Raw genomic sequence first — 20,355 nt, 5'->3', positions numbered from 1 at the left:
AGTTCCTGCGGGCACGGCCGACGGGCGGTCAGACGCGGACGACCCTGGCACCTCCGGCCCGGTCGTACGGCGTGCGCCCCTCGCGCACGAACAGCGTCACGACGTAGACGAGGGGCAGTATGTAGGCCGCCGCAGTCAGGGTCACGATGCCCGGGCTGATGGTCGTGGACCCGACGAGGGTGATCGCCGCGGCGTGTCCGATCGTCCACGGCACCGCGACCTTGAGCGCGTTCCGGAGCAGGGCCGAGGCGAACGAGAGCCGCCCGCCGTCCCCGGCGGCCACCACCTTGAGCCCCAGCACGCGCTTACCGACCGACGCCTGCCGCTGACCGGACTCGAGCACGGCGAGGAAGATGGTCAGCGGCACGGCCGTCACGAGCGCGGAGACCACGTTCGTGGTCACGACGGACCACTGGCCGGTCATGCCGGCGACGTAGAGCGGGATCCCGATCGCCGCGACCAGAGCGAGCCACACGAGAAAGCAGAGCCAGTCGACGAGCCACGCCACGATGCGCCGCCATGCTTCGGGGTTCACGAGGCTGACGGTACCGCGCACCGCCCCCGCCGTTCAGAGCGATCCAGGTGACCTGGATCCAGGTGATCAGCACGGAGTGACTTCGGCCCCTTGCACCTGGTGCCCGGTGACTTCGGTCCTTTGCTTCGAGATCGGCCGGTTGATTGACCGATCTCGAAGCAAAGGACCGAAGTCGCAGAACGTCTCGTGCAAGGGACCGAAGTCGGCGCCGGTGCCCAGCGCGGCAGCGCGGATCAGTCGATGAGCAGCTCCACCTGAGCGAGCACGCCACCCTCGTCAGTCTCCAGCCTCAGACCGGTCAGCGGTACGGGCTCGGCCAGCACGAACGGGCGCAGCTGACCCGGCCAGGGCCACTGCTCGCCGGACCGCTCGTCCAGCACGCGGCCGTCGGCCGCGACCAGGCGCCACGCCGACGGCGGTTGCCGGTCCGACCCGGCGGACCCAGCAGACCCAGCAGACCCGGCGGACGACGTCAGCGTGTACGCGCGGAGCACCGCACCCTCCGGAACCTCGCCGGACGGGCGCCACTCCAGCACGCCCGCCACCTCGGCAGACGTCGTCAGGTCCGCGTCCGTCAACGACGGCAGAGACCCGTCGGCGCCGTGCCAGCCGCCGTCGGCCCGCTGCCAGGGCCGGGCCGGCTCGCAGTCCGACCCCGTGCTCGCACCTGCCAGGTCCCGCCCCGAGCCGGCCGACGCCGGCGCGCCCCAGCTCGTCGGCGTCCCCGACATGGCGAACCGCAGGGTCGCTCCCCCGGTCAGGTCGCCGTGCTCCACGGTCGGCGCCTCGACCGTGCGCGCCGCGCCGTCGGCGTCCGACACATCGAGCCCCGCCACGTACCAGCGGTCGGCCGCGCGGGGTGCCTCGATCACGAGGTCGCCGTCGGGCCGGTGCACCACCGCGCGCTCGAAGAGCGGGGAGCCGACCGCCCAGCGTGAGGACCCGATCTCGAGGGGATACAGCCCCAGCGCCGACAGGACGTACCAGGCCGACATCTCGCCGTTGTCCTCGTCGCCGTGGTAACCCTGGCCGATCTCGTTGCCGGTCCACAGGCGGGCCAGGACCTCGCGCACGGTCTCCTGGGCACGGTCCGGCCGGCCGGCGAAGAGCCACGCGTAGGCGATGTGGTGCGACACCTGGTTGGACTGGCCGAACTGGCCCATCCGCACGTCGCGCGCCTCGACCATCTCGTGGATGACGGACCCGTAGGTGCCGGGCTTGTCCGCCCGCTCCGGCGTGGTGAAGAACCGTTCCAGCAGCCGCTCCAGCCCCGCGCGGCCGCCGTGCAGGGCGGCCAGGCCCGCGCCGTCGTGCACGGGGTGGAACAGGAAGTTCCACGCATCGGACTCGGTGTAGTCGCCGCCCCACTCGTCCGGGTCGAACGGGCCCGAGCCGAACGCACCGTCCCGGTCGCGTCCCCGGAAGAATCCCGTCCCCGCGTCGAAGAGGTGCACGTACCCGAGCGAGCTCTGCCGCAGGTAGGCGGCCTCGTCACGCAGGGCTCGCCGTCGGTCGTCGGGCGTACCCGGCGCATCCGCGAGCGCCTGCGCCATCCGCGCCAGGCCGGCGTCGTTGATGTAGCCCTCGAGGCCCCAGGACACCGACTCGTCGACGTCGCGCGGCACCCAGCCGTGGGTGAGCGCGAAGTCCTGGCCCTTGCGGCCCACGCCGGACCGGGTGGGCAGCGCCGTCGCGTTGCGCAGGCCTGCGGAGTAGGTGGCGAGCGGGTCGGGCAGGGGTACGTCGCGCAGGTACAGGTCGGCGAAGGCGACGTCGGACGACGTGCCCGTCATCAGGTCCGCGTAGCCCGGCGACGACCACCGGGCGACCCAGCCGCCCTCGCGGTACTGCTGCACGAAGCCGTCGGCGAGCCGCGCGGCGACGTCCGGGTAGAGCAGCGCGTACGCGGGCCAGCAGGTGCGGTAGGTGTCCCAGAACCCGTGGTTGACGAACATCTCGCCGGGTACGACTGGCGCGCCGTCGAGCACGGGTGAGGCGTGCACGAGCTCGCCGTCGGTGCCGAACTCCGTGTACGACGACGGGTACAGGTTGAGGCGGTAGAGGTTCGAGTAGAGCGTCACCTGCTGCTCCTCGGTGGCGCCTTCGACGTCGAGCACGCCGAGGCGCTCCTCCCACTGGGTGCGCGCACGCTCGGCGACGTCGTCGAAGGAGCCACTCACCTCGCGGTCCAGGGCGCGCCAGGCGAGGTCCTCGCTGATGTAGGACGTCGCCACGCGCACCTCTACCGTGCGGTCGGCCTGGCCGCCGGGTCCCGCCGCCGGATCCAGCGCCACCGTCGCGTAGGTGGCGTGCTCCCGGCCGCGCGCCCGGCCCGTGCGCAGGACGGGCCGGGAGACCTGGCCCACCACGTACATGCGGCTGCGGCCCACCGAGAGCGCGCTGCCGTGGTCGCTCCAGCCGGTGAGCGTGCCGTCGTCGTGCACGGTGACGGCGACGGGCGGGCCGTCCGCTCCGGCGTCGCTCACTGCGTCGACGATCAGGTGGCCGGTGGTGGCGCCGGGCGGGAACGTGAACCGCAGCACGCCGCCGTGGTCCGAGGCCGCGACGTCGATGCGGGAGCCGCCCTCCAGGTCGACGCCGTAACGGTGCGGGCGGGCCGTCTCGGCGTCGTGCGAGAAGCGGAGCGCGCGGGCCTGAAGGCCGGCGTCGGGTGTGCCCTCCTCGCCCGGCTGCGCGGGGACCAGGTGGAACGCGAGCTGGTCGCGGTCCCCCATCCACGGGCTGGGCTCGTGCGAGATGCCGATACCCTGCAGGCGCGGCCGGTTGTCCGGGCCGTTGTGCGCGGCCCACGAGTAGAGCCAGCGTTCGGTCGACGCGTCGGTGAGCGGCACCCACATCGTGAAGCCGTTCGGCACGGCCGCCGCGGGCACGTTGTTCCCGCGCGAGTAGGCGCCCGAGGAGTGGGTGCCGCGCCGGGTGTCGACGAGGTCGGTGCGGCCGGTCACGACGCGCTCCGCGCGCGGCCCGACGGCGACGGCGTCCAGCCACACCTCGGTGTCCCCGCCGTCCGGCGGCGCCGTCACGACCGCGGCCGCGCGCACGCGCCGGCCGGGCAGCAGCTCGGCCACCCGGTCCAGGTCCACGCGGACCACGTTCCAGTGGTCGGGCACCAGGATCCGTGCGTCCCCCTGCCCGACGGCGGTCGCGGGCATGCGGTGCTGGTCCCGGAGCCCGCGTCCGGGCTCGGTCTCCAGCAGCCACGTCCCGTCGTCGAGCAGCAGGTCGACCGCCACGTAGGTCGACCGGTAGGTGAGCTCCTGGTCGAGTACCGGCAGGAGCGTGCAGCGCAGCTCCGCGCCTGCCTCGAGCGGGACGTCCAGCCCGTCGAGCACCACCGTGCGGCCCGCGCCCTCGTGCCAGATCCGCCGTGCGTGCTCGCTCGTGAGGCCGACGCCGGGCCGCCCCGCGGGGACGTGTCCGGGCCCGGTCATGCGGCCACCCCCGGGACCCGGCCCGTGCTGCCGCGCACGGTCAGCACGGACGTCGGTGCGTCCACGACGTCGGGCACGGGCTCGCCCCGGACCAGCGACAGCATCGTGGCCGCCACGAGCTCCCCGAGCTCGAAGGTGTCCCTGGTCATCGCGGTGAGCGGCGGGTGCGCGAGTCGCACCAGCTCTGAGTCGTCGAAGGATGCCACGGAGATGTCGCCGGGCAGGTCGAGTCCCGCCTCGGCCAGTACTGTGACGCCCGCGAGCGCGGCGACGTCGGAGTCGTAGACGATTGCAGTTGGCCTTTCGTCGCGGGCCAGCAGGGCCCTCGTCGCTGCCGCGGTCTCGTCCTGCGAGAAGTCCGCCGGCACTGTCGTGATGTCGAGGCCGAGGCGCGCCCCGGCGTCGTGCAGGGCGGTGACCCGCCGCGCGGAGTGTACGTACGCGGGGACGCCGCCCACATGGCCGAGCTGCACGTGCCCCAGCGCGGCCAGGTGCTCGGCGAGCGAGGTCATGGCGGCATGGTCGTCGGCGAAGACGGCAGGCACGGGGCCCGGCCTGCCGTCGCCGCTGAGCACCACCGCCGGCAGGCCCATCCGCACCAGCTCCTCGGGACGCGGGTCGTCGAGCTCGAGGTCGAGCACCACCACGCCGTCGGTACGCCGCTCGGCGGTCCAGCGCCGGTAGACGTCGAGCTCGGCGGAGACGTCCTCCACCACCAGCAGCTGCAGGGCCACGAGGTCCGCCGACAGCCGCGCCTGCAGTCCCGAGACGAGCTGGGCGAAAAACGGCTCGACCCCCAGGGTCCGCGCGGGGCGTGTGACGACCAGGCCTACCGTGTCGGCCCGCCGGCCACCCAGCGCGCGGGCGGCCACGTTCGGCCGCCACCCGAGCTCCGCGACGGCGGCCAGGATGCGGGTCCTGGTCTGCTCGCTGATCCCCGGACGGCCGTTGAGCGCGAACGAGACCGCTGTCGGTGAGACCCCCGCGTGCGCGGCGATGTCGGCGATGGTCGGTCTGCGGTTCGCGTGCCCCGCGGACGACATCACTGGTCGGCGAGCAGCTTGTCGCATTCTTCGACCGCTGCGTCCAGGGCTTCCTGCGAGGTCTTGTCCCCCGCTATCGCCGCCGCGAGCTGCTGGTTGATGATGGTGGTCATCGCCTCGCTGACCTCTACCGGCTGCAGCAACCGCGCCGTGCCGAGGCTGGTGTACGCGATCTGCTTGGCCGCACCCTGCGGGGTGCCGTCGCTCTCGGCGAGCTCCGGCTTCTCCAGCGACTCGGCGGTCGACGGGAAGACGCCGGGGACCTCCTTGGCGAACGCCTCCTGGTTGGCGGCGTTCGTGACGAACCGCGCCAGCGCCACCGCCGTCGGCAGGTTGGTCGACTGGCTCGAGATCGACAGCCCCTGCACGTACAGCGGGGTGGCACCCATGTACGGCGACGGGGCGACCTTGCCCTCGAGCGACGGGTTGTTCTCGAGCACGGTGGCGATGAAGTTGCCGCCGCCCGTCGACCAGGCCACCTTGCCCTCGGTGAACAGCTGGCTGTTGCCGAGGTAGGCGTCGGTGAGCACGTCGTCGGGCATGAGGCCGTCGGCGTACGCGTCCCGGTAGGCGTCGAGCAGCTCGGCGGCCTGAGGGGTGTTGAACGTGAACCGTGTGCCGTCCTCGGACAGGATCGGGAGACCCTCCGCCGCGAAGTCGCCGAGCCCCGGCTTGCGGCTCATGAGGTAGCCGCCGGTGACGTCCTTCATCGTGCGCGCCTGCGCGATGAGCTCGTCGAGGGTGGTGGGCGGCGCCGCCGGGTCGAGACCCGCCGCCTCGAACATCTCGGTGTTCCAGTAGTTCAGGTCGGTGGTCAGGTACCACGGGTACCCGAACGTGCCCTCCGTGCCCGCGTACCGGTAGGCCTCCAGCGCGCCGGGCACGTACGTGTCAGCGAGCGCGTCGTCGACCGTCGTGAGGTCCGTGAGGAGGCCCTCGCGCGACAGCGAGAACGCGAAGTCGGGCGGCAGGTTCGTGACGTCGGGCAGCTCGCCGGCAGCGGCCTGCGCGCGCAGCGTCTCCGAGTAGCCGGCGCCCGGCTGGTCGAGCCAGGTCACGGTGGTGCCCGGGTACGTCTCCTCGAAGGCGGCGATGACTCCCTCGACGTACGTCGTGAAGTTGGGCTTGAGCGCCCAGGTCTGCAGCGTGACCTCGCCGGTGACGTCGGCGGCGCCCGCCGCGGTGTCGGCGGCAGGCCCGGCCCCTGCGTCGTCGCCGCCGCTCAGGGTGCAGCCGCCGAGAGCGGCCAGCACGGTCAGGGCCGCTCCCGCGACCCTGATGCTCCTGATCTTCATGACAGTTCCTTCCAGCAATGCTTCGTCGCGCCCTGGGGACTTGCCGTGGGTGCCGCGGCGCGGACTAAAGCGCTTTAGCGCCGCTAGCGTGCCGCGTGGCCCTTGCAGTGTCAAGGGCAGCACCAGGGCACTCCGACTGCACACCGCAACGAAGAGTTCACCCCGGTACAACGATTGGGTTAATCCCAATCCAGGCGTACGGTTGAGGCATGGACACCACGATCGGCAGCCGGGTCCGCACCATCCTCCAGGAACAGGGCCTTACTCAGAAGGAGATGGCCCACAAGATCGGTATGCCTGCTGACGCACTCTCACGTGCGCTCAACGGTGTCCGAGGATTTGGCTCCCTCGAGATCGTCCAGCTGGCTGACGAGCTCGGCGTCGAGGTGTACTGGCTGATCACAGGCAAGGAAGACCCCAACAGGTTGCAGGTGGCGGCCCGCCACGCCTACGACCACGGGACGAGCTCCTACAGCAACAGATCGGCGAGCGACGACACGGGAGTCCTGCGCGACATCCGAGTGGCCTACCAGCAGGCCTCGCCGAACGAGCCTCTCCCAAGTTCTCGCCTGCCGGCTGACGCCGGCGAGCTACGCCGGGCCTTGGCAGGCCCCGGCGGCGTCCGTCGCTTCGCGGATGTCGTCGAAGCGCAGTTCGAGGTCGACGTCGTCAGGATCCGCGAGGTCGGTACCGACTACGCGATGTCCATCGGCGGACGTGCGGTCGTCGTGCTGCGCGAGACAGCCAACTGGTTCTACGAGAACTGGTCGCTCGCCCACGAGCTCGGCCACCTGGTGGACGGCGACGACTGCGCCACCACCAACGCCGCGGCCGAGCGAGCCGCCAACCGCTTCGCAGCAGAGGTTCTGCTCCCCGCCGACGAGATGGAGCGGCTGCAGAACATCACCGACGCGACCCAGCTCGGATCGCTGTTGTGGGACTGGGGCGTATCCACTTCCGCGGTACGCATCCGCGCCGAGGCTCTCGGTCTCGAGCTCCGTCCAAAGATTCGGGCCTGGCTCGAGACGCCGACAGTCCAGTTCCTGCGTGCCACGGCGATGCCCGACCGCTGGGCCGAGATAGCGGAGCGTCGGCGCGAGGCGACAGCACGACGGTTTCCGGCCTTCATCTGTGACGCGCACGAGCGCGGCATCACCGAGGGACGGCTCGGAGCATCCACGCTTGCGTGGATGCTCGGTGTGGACGAGGACGCCGTCGAGATATCAAGGCCCGACACCCAACGTCTGAGCGTCCAGGAGCTGGCGGCCGCCTTCGGGACGTCACTCGCATGACCGCATTCGTCTTCCCGGACACCACCGTCCTGATCAACTTCGCGCTCATCAACCGCATGGACCTGTTGAGCAGACTCCTCCGCGATCGCGGCCGATGGTGCCTCACCGTCAGCCAGGAGTGCGAGAGCGCCTCGCAGGTCGAGGGCCGGCTGGAGCTCCTCCTCGCCAAGGAGCTGCTCGGCGTGCCCTGGGAGCCTCAGACCGAGGAAGAGCACATCGACATCCGCGATCTGCGCGATCTCATGGCGCGGCCCGGCGACAGCCCACGGGCACACCTGGGAGAGGCAGAGACCATAGTGCTGATGGAGGTTCGCACGGTCGGAGCAGTGTTTGTCACCGACGACGCCGACGCCGCGCGGCAAGCCCGGTACCGGGGTCTGGTCGTGATCGACACGTGGGACCTCGTCAGGCTGGCCGTTCGACAGGCGATGGTAGACATCGACACAGCGTTCGGGTACGCGCTGAGCCTGCACGACTTGTCACGTGCCGTCCCGCCCGAGCTCCGGGAGAGCAGCAAGGCCTTCGAGAAGTGGTGCCAGGAAGGACCATGACGCGCCGCTGACCGGCCGTGGCGCGACGAACCGCCTCAGCGGATATCGCGCCACGGTCTTGCTCGTCAGGCTCGCGTGAAGCGGAGCGTGCGGACCTCGAAGGGGCTCAGGTCGAGCGCGACGACGCCGTCCGCCGTCATGTCCACCTCGCCGCCCTCGACGTCGTCCTCGATGAGACTCACCGTGCGCGCACCGGATACCGGTGCGGCCACCGTGACCGTGCCGGACGCGCGGCGGCCCAGCGCCTCGTAGACGCGCACCACGAGGTCGCCCGACCGGTCGTCGGCGAGCTTGACCGCGGACAGCGTCACCCCGCCGCTCGCCCCGCCACCCACCGTGACGAGCGGTTCGACGCCGCTCCCACCGCGCAGCTCCCGCGGACGGGCGCCGAACGTCGCGCCCGCCTCGGTGGCCGCCGCGGTGTCCACGCCCACGACCAGCCCGTACCGGTGGGTCTGGATGCCCTGGTCGGTCTCGGGGTCCGGGAACCGCGGGGCGCGCAGCAGCGACAGCCGCACCGTGGTCGTCACCGCGGGGACGCCGGGCGCCGGCGCCACGCCGTCGTCGGAGACCTCGCGGGTCACGTCGTACCCGTAGATCGAGTCGTTGACCAGGCCGACGCCGAAGCCAGGCTCCTCCGCGAGCACCCACCTGTGCATGGAGGTCTCGAACTTCGCGGCCTCCCAGCTGGTGTTGGTGTGCGTCACCCGCTTGTGGAAGCCGAACTGCGTCTCCGCCGCCATGTGCTCGGCGCGCACGTCGAGCGGGAAGGTCACCTTGAGGAACTTCTCGGTCTCGTGCCAGTCGGTCCGCAGGGCGACCTCCAGGGTGCGGCTGCCCGGCGCGAGCGTGATCACCTGCTCCAGGCCGGACGACGAGAACTGCCGGTGCACCGTCACCGTGGCCACGCCGTCCTCGACGGCGGCGGTGACCTTCTCGGCCTCGCGCAGGTCGGTCACCGAGTTGCGGTAGAACCGGTCCACGTCCCAGGCGTCCCACTTGTTCGGGAAGTCCTGGTGCAGCTGCAGCACGTTCGCCACGCGGCCGGGCGCGACGGCGTCCCGGCCGCTGGTCAGGTCGACCGCGGACGTGACCTGGCCTGCGGCGTCCAGCGTGACCCGGACGAGGCCGTTGGCCAGCACGTAGCCGCCGTCGGGCAGCTCGGTCAGGGTGCTCGGAGCCGACGTTGGCGCCGACGCCGGGGCGACGCCCAGGGCGGGGACCCCCGCCTGGGCGAACACCGCGGGGTTGGCCCGCAGGGCCGTGTCGCCCTCGCCCACCAGGGCCCGCAGGGAGCGCTCGATGATCGCCTGCGCACCCTCCGTGATCCGCGCGTGCGTCTCCATGGCCTCCCGGTGCACCCACGCGACGGACGTCCCGGGCAGGATGTCGTGGAACTGGAGCAGCAGCACCTGCTGCCACAGTGCGTCGAGCTCGTCGTACGGGTAGTCGGCACCGGTCCGGGCCGACGCCGTCGCGGCCCACGCCTCCGCCTCGACCAGCAGCTGCTCGTTGCGGCGGTTGCCCTGCTTGGTCTTGTGCTGCGAGGTCAGCGTGGCCCGGTGCAGCTCCAGGTAGAGCTCACCCACCCAGACAGCGCTGTCACTCGTCGCGTGCGCGGTGAGCTCCTCGCGGGCGCGCTCGAAGAAGGCGTCCGGGTGCTCCCAGCGCACCTTCGCGCTGCCCTCGAGGTCGGCCAGCCGCTTCGCCTTGCCGGTCATCTCGCGGGTCGTGCCGCCGCCCCCGTCGCCGAACCCGACGGGCGCGATCGAGCCCGAGGCCCGCCGCGACTCGCGGAACTGGTGCGTCGCCTTGGCCAGCTCCTCACCCGAGAGCAGCGAGTTGTAGGTGTCCATGGGCGGGAAGTGGGTCAGGACGCGCGAGCCGTCGATACCCTCCCACCAGAACGTGTGGTGCGGGAACACGTTGACCTGGTTCCACGAGATCTTCTGCGTGAAGAACCAGTCGAACCCGGCGCGGCGCACGAGCTGCGGCAGGGCCGGCGAGTAGCCGAACGAGTCGGGCAGCCATACGCCCTTGCTGCGGATCCCGAACTCCCGCTCGAAGAACCGCTGCCCCTGGGAGAACTGGCGCGCGATCGCCTCGCCCGACGGCATCACGGTGTCGGACTCGACCCACATGCCGCCCAGCGGCAGGAACCGGCCCCCCGCGACCGCGTCCTTGATCCGGGTCCACACCTCGGGCCGGTGCTCCTTGACCCATGCGTACTGCTGCGCCGACGACATGCCGTAGACGAAGTCGTCGGTGCGGTCGATCAGGTCCGCCATGGACGACGTCGTGCGCGCGACCTTGCGGATCGTCTCCCGGACCGGCCACAGCCAGGCGGAGTCGATGTGCGCGTGGCCGACCGCCGAGATCTCGTGGGCGCTCGGCTCCGCCGGGCTGGCGAGCACATCCGCGAGCGCCGCCCGGGCGGCCGCCGCCGTCTCGGGGATGCGCTGCAGGTCCAGCACGTCGAGGGCGTCGTCGAGCGCCTGCAGGATCCGCATGCGGCGCGGGCCGGTGGGCAGCTCGGCCTGCAGCTCGAGCAGCACCTCGACGTCGAGCGCGAGGTCGTGCACCTCGGCCTCGAAGATCGCGAGGTCCATGCGCCGGGTCGTGTACAGGGCGCGCGGCGAGGACGTCCGGGTGTCGCCCTCCTGGGTCTGCTTGAACAGGTCGTGCCCGAGGAGCACGGGGTTGGACGCCGCCTCCAGGAGCAGCTCGACCCGCTCGCCGCCGGACGCGACGTCGGAGACGGGGACGTGCTGGTTGCGCGGGTTGATCGACTTCACCGTGGTGCCGTCGGGCCGGTAGACCAGAGCCTCGGCCTGGAACCCGGGCATGCTGGTGTCGAACCCGAGGTCGATCACCGCCTCGACGGCCCGGCCGGTCCATCCCGCGGGGACCGACCCGGTCAGCCGGAACCAGGTGGTGCCCCAGGCGGCGCCCCACGGCGTGCCCACCTCGTAGGGCTCCATGGCGAGGGCCAGACCCTCTCGCGGAGGGATCGGCTCCCCCGGCAGCGCGTGCCACTCGACGTCGAGCGGTACGGACGTCGCGTGGACCGCCGGCCAGATGCGTTCCGTCAGCACGCGTCGCGCGCGCCCGGTGGTCAGTGTGATGTCGTCGTGCATCGAAGGGCCTCCCCTGTGTCACCGTTGAACCCAGGCAGGCTAGCCCACGCTCGATGTTCACCCGCACCCCTGCCGGGATGGAAAGATGGAGTCCATGAGCTCCAGCGACGAGACCCCCGCCGGCATCCAGGCTCCGGTGGGCACTGACCAGGCCACACGCGATATCGCCGAGGTCGCGGCAGTCGAGGTCATCACCACCGCCGCCGTCCACCTGATGAGCGCGGCCGCCGTGAAGTGCGGTCTGGCCGAGGGCGACGACGCCGAGGAGCTCAAGGACCTCGACGAGGCCCGCAAGCTGATCACCGCGCTCGCCGCGCTGGTGGTCGCGAGCGCGCCCGACATCGGCAACCAGCACGCCCGCTCGCTGCGGGACGGTCTGCGCAGCCTCCAGCTCGCGTTCCGGGAGGCTTCGGTGATCCCGGACGCCCCGGGCGAGGGACCTGGCGAGAAGTACACGGGCTCCGTCGTCTGATGACCGAGGTCTCCGTCCTGGCGGCACCGGATCCCGCTCAGGCACCCGCGCCACGTCGTGGCCGTGGTTCTCGTGTGCTCGCCCTCCTGCTGGTCGCCACGATCGCCGTCGGCGCCTACCTGTGGGTGACCACGGTCCGCTGGCAGCGCAGCTCCGCCGACTGGCAGGACAAGGCGCACGAGTACGCCGAGGAGGTGGCCTCGCTGCGGATGCAGCTCGAGGGCGCCAACACCGAGCTGCAGGCCGCCCGCGACCAGCTGTCCACCGCCACGTCTCGCATCACCGACCTGGCGAACGAGAAGGCCCAGCTCGGCGACGAGAACGTCGCCTCCCAGCAGTACCTCGACTACCAGACCCAGGTCAGCGCGGCCGCGGCCACCGTGGCGTCCGCGCTCGGGCAGTGCGTGTCGGGCCAGGAGGAGCTCGTCGGCTATCTCAAGGAAGCCGACCAGTACGAGCCGGCGGACCTGAGCCGCTACGAGCAGCAGGTCAACGCGCTGTGCGCGGACGCGGAGAGTGCCAACGAGTCGCTGCAGAAGGAGCTGCGACCGTGAGGCCGGCGGGCCGCTCGCTCGCGAGCCGCGCCCTGTTCGTCGGCATGCTCACCGGTCTCACCGGCCTCACCGGTTCGCTGGCCGGCTGCGGCGTGCTGCCGCCCCTGCCGGAGCCGGTGCCGAGCGACATCGTGCCGTCGTCCCCGGCGGACCTCTCCCCGGCGGCCGGCGGCGACGCGCTGAGCCCTGACGGGTTCGACGCCGTCGAACGCATGGCGGTCCGCATCCGCAACGTGGGCTGCGAGGAGCTGTCGACGGGCTCCGGCTTCGCGATCGACGCCCACACCCTGATCACGAACAAGCACGTGGTCTCCGAGTCGAAGGACCTCGAGGTCAGCACCTACGACGGGCATGACATCACGGTCGGCGCCACCTCGACGGCGGGGCTCGCGGACCTCGCCGTCGTCCGGACGACGGATCCCCTGCCGTCGTTCCCGAAGCTGGCCGAGGCCGACCCGGAGCCGGGCGACCCCGTCACCGTCGTGGGCTATCCGGCAGGCGGTGAGCTCACCGTGACGGAGGGCGAGGTGATGGGCGCCACGCGGGACCCGCTCAACGCGAACCTCGGCGAGGTGCTGCTCACCGACGCCCAGGTCGAGCCCGGCTCGTCGGGGTCTGCGGCGCTGGACGACAAGGGGCGGGTGATCGGCGTCGTCTACGCGAAGACCGCGGACGACAGCAGCCTGCTCGTGCCGCTGTCGACGCTGCAGGACATGCTTGCCGACGACACCGCGTTCACGCCGGCGAAGGGCTGCTGAGCAGGATCAGCGGGCGACGCCGATCCTCAGCTCCAGCGAGTCGACCCGCGCCGAGATCACCTCTGACGCCGCCAGCCGGGCGTTGACCTGGGCCAGCACCGCGTCCAGCCCGGCGCGGTCCAGGCCAGGGTTCAGGCCGAGCACCACCGCGACCTCTGCCGAGCGGCCAGGCTCCGCGTGGGCCCGCACCACGTGCTGCACCGGGGCCGCCGCGACGGCCACCTCCGAGGCGACCTCCGGGTCCACGACGATCCCGTCCTCGTGCGGCACCAGCGCCGGCCGCCAGTCCTGCCCCTGTGCCAGCGCCCAGACGGCGGGCCGCGGCACGAGCGCCGTCGAAGGCCCGGCCGGGTCGACGACGATGAGCGCCCAGTTCTCGTTCACCGCGGACAGCGCGGCGCGGGAGGCCTCGACCGGCACCGGCCGCGCGTCGGTCCGCCAGGCCTGCATGGCGGCCACGGACGTGAAGACGGGCAGCGCGCGGCGCCCGTCCGGTGCCTCCAGCGCCACGACGCCGGACGACGCCTCCTTGTCCACGGTCAGCCCGTCCGGGTTCTGCTCGGCGACCCCGAGCTCGGCCAGGACCGGCACCAGCACGCGGGTCTCGGCCAGCCGCGCGACGACGTCACGCAGCGGGGTGGTCCCCGTCGTGTAACCGTCGAGCAGCCGGGTCAGCTCGGCGTCGGCCGAGCCGTCGTCTCCCGCGAACTGGCTGGACGGCTGGATCGACTTCACTCCCCGGCCCCGGCACCCGGGCGGCCTGCGACGTCGAGCGCCTCGGGCAGGGTGAACGCACCCGCGTACAGCGCCTTGCCGACGACCGCGCCCTCGATCGTGCCCAGCGCCCGCAGTGCGGTGAGGTCGTCGAGCGACGAGATGCCGCCCGAGGCGACGACGTGCGCGGAGGTGCGCGCGGCGACGTCGGACAGGAGCTCCAGGTTGGGGCCGCGCAGCGTGCCGTCCTTGGTGACGTCGGTGACGACGTAGCGGGCGCACCCTGCCTCGTCGAGGCGGGCGAGGACCTCCCAGAGGTCGCCACCCTCCTTGGTCCAGCCGCGTGCGGCGAGCGTGGTGCCGCGCACGTCGAGACCGACGGCGACGCGGTCGCCGTGCTCCGCGATGACCTTGGCCGTCCAGGCCGGGTCCTCGAGCGCGGCGGTGCCCAGGTTGACGCGGCGTGCGCCGGTCGCCAGAGCCCGCTCCAGCGACTCGTCGTCGCGGATGCCGCCCGACAGCTCGACCTGTACGTCCAGCTCACCAACGACCCGCGCAAGCAGCTCGGCGTTGGAGCCGCGCCCGAAGGCGGCGTCCAGGTCCACGAGGTGGACCCACTCGGCGCCACCGGACTGCCAGTCCAGGGCCGCCGTCAGAGGGTCGCCGTAGGACGTCTCCGAGCCGGCCTCGCCCTGGACGAGGCGGACGGCCTGGCCATCAGCGACGTCGACGGCGGGCAGGAGCACAAGTCGCTCGGTCATCTCTCTCCAAGTTTCTATCTGTCTCTGAACTGAGTGCTGGCTATTTGTGGCATCGACGCTCGCTGGCCCACAGATACCCAGCACTCAACGGTGTGGGGGTGCGTCAGGCGAGCGTGTCTAGCCAGTTCTGCAGGAGCTGGGATCCCGCGTCGCCCGACTTCTCGGGGTGGAACTGGGTGGCCGCCAGGGGGCCGTCCTCGACGGCGGCGACGAAGCGTGCGCCGTGCTCGGCCCAGGTCACCTTCGGCGGCGAGAAGATCTTCACCGCGTTCTCGTCGTAGCCCTTGGTGAACGTCTGCACGGCGTACGAGTGGACGAAGTAGAAGCGCTCGTCGGCGATCCCCTCGAAGAGGGTAGAGCCCTCGGGCGCCTCGACCGGCGACCAGCCCATGTGCGGCACGACGGGAGCGTCCAGCCGCTCGACGACGCCCGGCCACTCACCGATGCCCTCGACCCGGTCACCGTGCTCCACGCCGGCGTCGAACATGACCTGCATGCCCACGCAGATGCCGAGGACCGGGCGGTTGCCGGCCAGCCTGCGGCCGACCACCTCGTGCCCGCGGACGGCCTTGAGGCCCGCCATGCACGCGGCGAACGCGCCGACGCCCGGCACGACGAGACCGTCGGCCTCCTGCGCGGCGGTCCGGTCGGCGGTCAGCGTCACGTCCGCGCCGACCCGTTCCAGGGCACGGACCGCGGACCGGACGTTGCCGAAGCCGTAGTCGAGGACGACGACCCTCGCGCCCACGCTCAGGCCTCGTCCGCGCGGCCCTGGTCGGGCTCGCCCTTGCCCATGCCCTTGCGGGCCTTGCGCGCCGCGGACGTGAGCATCCGCACCGCCTTGAACTTGCTGATCGAGGTCGAGCCGACCACGCCGTCCAGGTCGTCCACGCTGGTGGCGCCCGTCAGCAGGTCGACGACGCTCTCGGGGGCGCCGCCCAGCACGAGGCCGGGGGCGAGCTCGTCGCCGCGGACGCCGTCAGCGAACCGGACCGCCGTCATCTGCTCACCGGTGCGGGTCACCAGGACGAGCGGGACACCCCGCACGAGCTGGGAGATCGCGGCGGCGGCCTGTTCGGGCGCGTCGCCGGCGAGGTCCTTGAGGACTCCCACGGCGCCCACCGACGTGGGTACCGCATCGAGGTCGAGCTGCGCGAGGGAGCTGGCCGCGGCGAGCGGCTCCGCCCCTGCGATCTGGGTGATGATCGCGGCGAACTCGGGCTCGCCGCTACCGGTGAGGGACGACAGGTCGTCCGGGATCTCGAAGTCGAGATCGAAGTCGGGCAGGTCGTCGCCGGGCGGCGTGCTGCTGGACCCGTCGTTCTCGGGCTTGGGGCTGTCGGACATGGCTGCTAGAGCGCACCCTTCGTGGACGGTATTCCGTCGACCCGCGGGTCGACGGCGACGGCGGCGCGCAGCGCACGCGCCAGCGCCTTGAACTGGGCTTCGACGATGTGGTGCGGGTCGCGGCCCGCGAGTACCCGCACGTGCAGGCAGATCCCAGCGTGGTGGGCGATCGACTCCAGCACGTGGCGGGTCAGCGAACCCGTGAAGTGGCCGCCGATGAGGTGGTACTCCTGACCCGCGGGCTCGCCCTCGTGCACCAGGTACGGCCTGCCGGACACGTCCACCACAGCCTGGGCGAGCGCCTCGTCGAGCGGCACGAGCGCATCGCCGAACCGGGAGATGCCTGCCTTGTCGCCGAGCGCCTCGCGCAGCGCCTCGCCGATGCTGATGGCCACGTCCTCGACCGTGTGGTGGGCGTCGATGTGCGTGTCGCCGGTCGCGTGCACGGTGAGGTCGATCAGGGAGTGCTTGCCGAGCGCGGTGAGCATGTGGTCGTAGAACGGCACGCTCGTGCTGATGTCGGTGCGCCCGGTGCCGTCGAGGTCGAGCTCGACCAGCACCTTCGACTCGGAGGTGGCGCGCTCGACGCGTGCGGTCCTGCTCATGGCTGTTCCTCTCCCTGCTCGTTTCCGTGCTCGTGCACCTGCCCGTTCAGCACCTCGGTGAGCGCCGAACGGAAGGCGGCCATCTCGGCGGACGTGCCGATCGAGACCCGCAGCCAGCCCTCGGGGCCGGTCTCGCGGATCAGGACACCGCGGTCCAGCAGACCCTGCCACACTGCGTGCCGATCGCTGAACCTGCCGAACAGCACGAAGTTGGCGTCGGTGTCGGCGACGTCGAACGGAGCGCCGTCCGGGAGCCGCTGCTCGCGCAGCCAGGCGACGCACGCGTCCCGCTCGGCACGCAGCGTCGCGACCTGGGCCATGAGGGACTCGCGGTGGCGCAGCGCGGCGCCGGCCGCTGCCTGCGTGATCGCGCTCAGGTGGTACGGCAGGCGCACGATCCGCAGCGCGTCGACGAAGTCGCCGGAGGCGACCAGGTACCCGAGCCGGGCGCCGGCCGCGGCGAAGGCCTTGGACATCGTCCGGGTGACCGCGAGGTTCGGGTACCGCTCCAGCAGCGCGACGGCGGACGGCGTACCGGGACGCCGGAACTCCGCATAGGCCTCGTCCACCACGACGACGGGGTGCGCGCCGTCGAGGTCCACGTCGAGCGCCGCCTCGCAGACCGCCTCGACGGTGGCCGGCGGCAGCGCCGTGCCGGTCGGGTTGTTGGGGCTCGCCAGCAGGACCACCGACGGACGTACCTGACGGATGGTCTCGGCGGCGCGGGCCGGGTCGAGCGTGAAGTCGTCCTCCCGGCGGCCGACCACCCAGGTCGTATGCGTGTCACGCGCGTACTCCGGGTACATCGAGTACGTCGGCGCGAACGACAGCGCCGTGCGACCTGGACCGCCGAACGCCTGCAGCACGTGCAGCATCACCTCGTTGGACCCGTTGGCGGCCCACACGTCGAGATGCTCCAGATCGACGCCGGTCTCCGCCGCGAGGTAGTCCGCGAGGTCCTGACGCAGGACCGTCGCGTCCCGGTCCGGGTAACGGTTCATCCCGCGGGCGGCACGCGCCACCTCCTCGGCGATGGTGGCGACCACCTCCTCGCCGGGCGGGTACGGGTTCTCGTTGACGTTCAGCAGCACCGGGACGTCGAGCTGCGGAGCGCCGTACGGCTTCTCGTTCGCCAGCTCGGGGCGCAGCGGCAGCCGCACCGAGGGCGCGGGAGCGTTGCCCTCCGCACTGTGCTGGTCGACGGCGTGTGCGTCGACGGCGTGTGTCATCACCGGACCAGTCTACGAACCACTGGGCACCGGACCGGTGCCAGTCCGCCCATCGGGCGCGTGGGCAACGTCACCGCGGCAGTCACTGCTGGAGTCACCGCACACCCAGCACGAACGGGTACACCGCCGCCGCGCCGGCCTCGCGGAGCAGCCGTGCGGCGACCGTCAGCGTCCAGCCCGAGTCGGTGTAGTCGTCGACGAGCAGCACCGTCCGGCCCGGCAGGCCACGGCGCGCGCCCTCACCGAGCTGCAGCTGCAGCCGCCGGGCCACGCCGGCGAGCCGCATCGCCGAGTTCACGTCGTGCCGCCCGGGCTGTTCCTGCCCGGCGACCGGACCGATGGCCCCGATCATCGGCACGCCCAGGTACTTCGCGAGACCGGTGGCCAGGTGGTACGACAGCTGCGGCCGGGTGATGGACCGGACCGCCACCACGGCCTCGATCACCAGCGGGCCGGACTGCGCCTCGCCGACACCTGCCTCGTCCGCGCCCTCCGCCTCGGTGGGCTCTGCCACGGGGCGTAGCGCGCTCCACTCGTCGAGCACGCGCGCGGCGGCCCGGCGCAGCGGCACCGGAAGCTCGCCGTCGCCCGCCGCCGGCGCGAGCAGGTCGCGCAGCGGGCCGGACCAGCCGAGGCCGTCGAGCCGGGCGACCGCTCGCCCCGGCTCGGCCAGCTCGGCCGGTGGGATCTTGCCCTTGAGGTCCAGGCCGATCGAGGCCAGGCCGGTGGGCCACATCTTGCGGGTCTCGACCTCGACCCCCGGTCGGTCCATCTCGGCGCGCGCCGCGGCGACCGCCTCGGCGTCCGGCGCCTCCGGCAGCTCCATCCCGCCGCACCGGTCACAGCGGCCGCACCGCCAGCCCGGTGCCAGCTCCGGATCGTCGAGCTGCGCCCGCAGGTACGCCATGCGGCAGCCCTGCGTGCCCACGTAGTCCACCATCGCCTGCTGCTCGGCGGCGCGGCTGGCGGAGACCCTCGCGTACCGCTCGGCGTCGTACGACCACTCCTGGCCGGTGGACTCCCAGCCGCCGCGCACCCGCCGGACGGCGCCGTCGACGTCGAGCACCTTGAGCATGGTCTCCAGGCGGGAACGGCGCAGGTCCACCTGCGTCTCCAGCGCCGCCGTCGACATGGTGCCGCCGCCGCGCAGCGCCTCGAGCGTCGCCCGCACCTGGCCCTCGGCCGGGAACGCCTGCTCGCCGAACCAGTCCCAGATCGCCTTGTCCTCGACGCCCGGGAGCAGCACGACGAGCGCCTGGTCCACGCCACGCCCGGCACGACCTACCTGCTGGTAGTACGCGATCGGCGAGGACGGCGCGCCCAGGTGCACCACGAACGCCAGGTCCGGCTTGTCGAAGCCCATGCCCAGCGCTGACGTCGCGACCAGCGCCTTGACCTCGTTGTTCTTGAGGTCGACCTCGAGCTGCTCGCGCTGCGCGGGCTCGGTCCGGCCGGTGTACGCGGCGACCGCGAGGCCGTAGCCGCGCAGCTGCTCGGCGACCTGCTCCGCCGCCGACACCGTGAGGCAGTAGACGATGCCGGAGCCGTCGATGTCCTGCAGCGCCTCGGCCAGCCACGCCACGCGGGTGGGCTGGTCGCCGAGCTCCAGCACCGCCAGGTGCAGCGACTCGCGGTCGAGCCCGCCGCGCAGCACCAGCACCTCGTCGGAGCTCGCGCCGTCCGCGTGCACGGCGAGCTGTTCCGCGACGTCCTGGGTGACGCGCTCGTTCGCGGTGGCCGTCGTGGCGAGCACGGGGATCCCCGTGGGCAGGTCGGCCAGCAGCGTGCGGATCCGGCGGTAGTCCGGGCGGAAGTCGTGCCCCCAGTCGGAGATGCAGTGCGCCTCGTCGATGACCACGAGCCCGGCGTCGGCCGCCAGACGCGGGAGCACCTCGTCCCGGAAGCCCGGGTTGTTCAGCCGCTCCGGCGAGCACAGGAGCACGTCGACCTCGCCGCGCGAGACGGACGCGTGCACCTCGTCCCACTCGGTCATGTTGGCCGAGTTGATGGTCACCGCACGGATGCCCGCACGGGAGGCCGCCGCTATCTGGTCACGCATGAGCGCCAGCAGCGGGGACACGATCACCGTCGGGCCGGCGCCGCGCGCCCGCAGCAGCTTGGTCGCGACGAAGTACACGGCGGACTTGCCCCACCCGGTGCGCTGTACCACCAGCGCCCGGCGGTGGAAGGCGGCGAGCGCCTCGATGGCGGTCCACTGGTCGTCGCGCAGGCGTGCCTCGTCGCGGCCGACGAGCTCGCGGAGCGCTGCCTCCGCCTCCTCGCGCAGCGACGCCCCCGGCGAGGCCGCGGCCACCGGGCGAGCTGCCGGCTCGGCGGCGTCGGGCTCCGTCGTCGGTTCCGGCACAGGCTCCAGCACGGGCTCCGGCGTCGGCTCGGGCTTGCGCCTGCGCAGCGGCGGGGCGGCCGCCGCGGCGGCGGCATCCTCGTCCAGCAGGCCGCGCAGCATCCGCAGCTTGGCCGCCTGCGCTTCTGGCGTGTTCCGGGCGGACGGCGGAGGCGCGGGGTCACCGACCTCGGTCAGGAAGGCTGCGTCGTCGGGCGGCTCCTCCGCGCTGAAGGGGAGGTCTGCGAAGGGGTCCTTGGTCACGT

At 72.3% G+C, this 20,355-nt stretch carries 17 protein-coding genes; 5 read left to right on the top strand and 12 right to left on the bottom strand.

Going from position 1 to position 20,355, the window contains the following annotated elements; all coding sequences use genetic code 11:
* Window positions 1-28: 28 nt before the first annotated feature.
* The 4 genes from ACQEVI_RS21770 to ACQEVI_RS21755 all read right to left on the bottom strand — a co-directional run bounded on the left by ACQEVI_RS21770 (window position 29) and on the right by ACQEVI_RS21755 (window position 6,325).
* Entirely contained in the window at window positions 29-535 is a 507-nt protein-coding gene (locus ACQEVI_RS21770) for an RDD family protein (RefSeq protein ID WP_432902703.1), read from the bottom strand.
* Window positions 536-768: 233 nt separating this feature from the next.
* Window positions 769-3,987, bottom strand: coding sequence for a GH92 family glycosyl hydrolase (locus ACQEVI_RS21765; protein WP_432902700.1), 3,219 nt, complete (start codon window positions 3,985-3,987; stop codon window positions 769-771).
* The gene (locus ACQEVI_RS21760) at window positions 3,984-5,030 is read right to left on the bottom strand and encodes a LacI family DNA-binding transcriptional regulator (protein WP_432906046.1); all 1,047 of its coding nucleotides are present in this window, start codon (window positions 5,028-5,030) and stop codon (window positions 3,984-3,986) included. The genes ACQEVI_RS21765 and ACQEVI_RS21760 overlap by 4 nt, the downstream gene beginning before the upstream one ends.
* Window positions 5,030-6,325 carry an ABC transporter substrate-binding protein gene (locus ACQEVI_RS21755; protein ID WP_432902697.1) on the bottom strand — a complete coding sequence of 432 codons (1,296 nt, stop codon included), beginning with the start codon at window positions 6,323-6,325 and terminating at the stop codon, window positions 5,030-5,032. Before ACQEVI_RS21755 ends, ACQEVI_RS21760 begins: the two co-directional genes overlap by 1 nt.
* A gap of 209 nt (window positions 6,326-6,534) precedes the next feature.
* On the opposite strand from ACQEVI_RS21755, the gene ACQEVI_RS21750 reads away from it, so the two are divergent.
* Both ACQEVI_RS21750 and ACQEVI_RS21745 read left to right on the top strand, forming a co-directional pair.
* Complete coding sequence (locus ACQEVI_RS21750; protein WP_432902694.1) at window positions 6,535-7,617, top strand: helix-turn-helix domain-containing protein; 1,083 nt, start codon at window positions 6,535-6,537, stop codon at window positions 7,615-7,617.
* Entirely contained in the window at window positions 7,614-8,168 is a 555-nt protein-coding gene (locus ACQEVI_RS21745) for a hypothetical protein (RefSeq protein WP_432902691.1), read from the top strand. Before ACQEVI_RS21750 ends, ACQEVI_RS21745 begins: the two co-directional genes overlap by 4 nt.
* Before the next feature lie 65 nt (window positions 8,169-8,233).
* Here the strand turns inward: ACQEVI_RS21745 and ACQEVI_RS21740 are convergent, their stop codons facing one another.
* Window positions 8,234-11,305, bottom strand: a complete 3,072-nt coding sequence (locus ACQEVI_RS21740; RefSeq protein WP_432902688.1) for an alpha-mannosidase — start codon at window positions 11,303-11,305, stop codon at window positions 8,234-8,236.
* Window positions 11,306-11,399: 94 nt separating this feature from the next.
* On the opposite strand from ACQEVI_RS21740, the gene ACQEVI_RS21735 reads away from it, so the two are divergent.
* Genes ACQEVI_RS21735 through ACQEVI_RS21725 form a run of 3 tightly spaced genes read left to right on the top strand, consistent with a single transcriptional unit; the run spans window position 11,400 to window position 13,089 of the window.
* Window positions 11,400-11,777 (top strand): DUF1844 domain-containing protein, encoded by a 378-nt coding sequence (locus ACQEVI_RS21735; protein WP_116677642.1) that lies wholly within the window; start codon window positions 11,400-11,402, stop codon window positions 11,775-11,777.
* A complete protein-coding gene (locus ACQEVI_RS21730) occupies window positions 11,777-12,331 on the top strand; it encodes a hypothetical protein (protein WP_432902685.1) in 555 nt (184 codons plus the stop codon). The genes ACQEVI_RS21735 and ACQEVI_RS21730 overlap by 1 nt, the downstream gene beginning before the upstream one ends.
* Window positions 12,328-13,089, top strand: a complete 762-nt coding sequence (locus ACQEVI_RS21725; RefSeq protein ID WP_432902682.1) for a S1 family peptidase — start codon at window positions 12,328-12,330, stop codon at window positions 13,087-13,089. Before ACQEVI_RS21730 ends, ACQEVI_RS21725 begins: the two co-directional genes overlap by 4 nt.
* 6 nt (window positions 13,090-13,095) lie before the next feature.
* Here the strand turns inward: ACQEVI_RS21725 and ACQEVI_RS21720 are convergent, their stop codons facing one another.
* The 7 genes from ACQEVI_RS21720 to ACQEVI_RS21690 form a co-directional block, all read right to left on the bottom strand.
* The gene (locus tag ACQEVI_RS21720; RefSeq protein ID WP_432902679.1) at window positions 13,096-13,824 is read right to left on the bottom strand and encodes an SseB family protein; all 729 of its coding nucleotides are present in this window, start codon (window positions 13,822-13,824) and stop codon (window positions 13,096-13,098) included.
* Entirely contained in the window at window positions 13,821-14,564 is a 744-nt protein-coding gene (gene priA / locus ACQEVI_RS21715) for a bifunctional 1-(5-phosphoribosyl)-5-((5-phosphoribosylamino)methylideneamino)imidazole-4-carboxamide isomerase/phosphoribosylanthranilate isomerase PriA (RefSeq protein ID WP_432902676.1), read from the bottom strand. Before priA ends, ACQEVI_RS21720 begins: the two co-directional genes overlap by 4 nt.
* 103 nt (window positions 14,565-14,667) lie before the next feature.
* Window positions 14,668-15,312, bottom strand: a complete 645-nt coding sequence (gene hisH, locus ACQEVI_RS21710; RefSeq protein WP_432902673.1) for an imidazole glycerol phosphate synthase subunit HisH — start codon at window positions 15,310-15,312, stop codon at window positions 14,668-14,670.
* A 2-nt stretch (window positions 15,313-15,314) separates the two neighbouring features.
* Complete coding sequence (locus ACQEVI_RS21705) at window positions 15,315-15,911, bottom strand: hypothetical protein (protein ID WP_432902671.1); 597 nt, start codon at window positions 15,909-15,911, stop codon at window positions 15,315-15,317.
* Between the two features lie 5 nt (window positions 15,912-15,916).
* Window positions 15,917-16,516, bottom strand: a complete 600-nt coding sequence (hisB, locus tag ACQEVI_RS21700; protein ID WP_432902668.1) for an imidazoleglycerol-phosphate dehydratase HisB — start codon at window positions 16,514-16,516, stop codon at window positions 15,917-15,919.
* A complete protein-coding gene (locus ACQEVI_RS21695; protein WP_432906043.1) occupies window positions 16,513-17,745 on the bottom strand; it encodes a histidinol-phosphate transaminase in 1,233 nt (410 codons plus the stop codon). Before ACQEVI_RS21695 ends, hisB begins: the two co-directional genes overlap by 4 nt.
* Before the next feature lie 94 nt (window positions 17,746-17,839).
* Window positions 17,840-20,353 (bottom strand): RecQ family ATP-dependent DNA helicase, encoded by a 2,514-nt coding sequence (locus tag ACQEVI_RS21690; protein WP_432902666.1) that lies wholly within the window; start codon window positions 20,351-20,353, stop codon window positions 17,840-17,842.
* Window positions 20,354-20,355 lie beyond the last annotated feature (2 nt).

Source organism: Promicromonospora sp. CA-289599, from assembly GCF_050936155.1.
In the GTDB taxonomy this organism is placed as follows: domain Bacteria; phylum Actinomycetota; class Actinomycetes; order Actinomycetales; family Cellulomonadaceae; genus Promicromonospora.
This window is presented reverse-complemented; position numbering and strand designations above follow the sequence as displayed.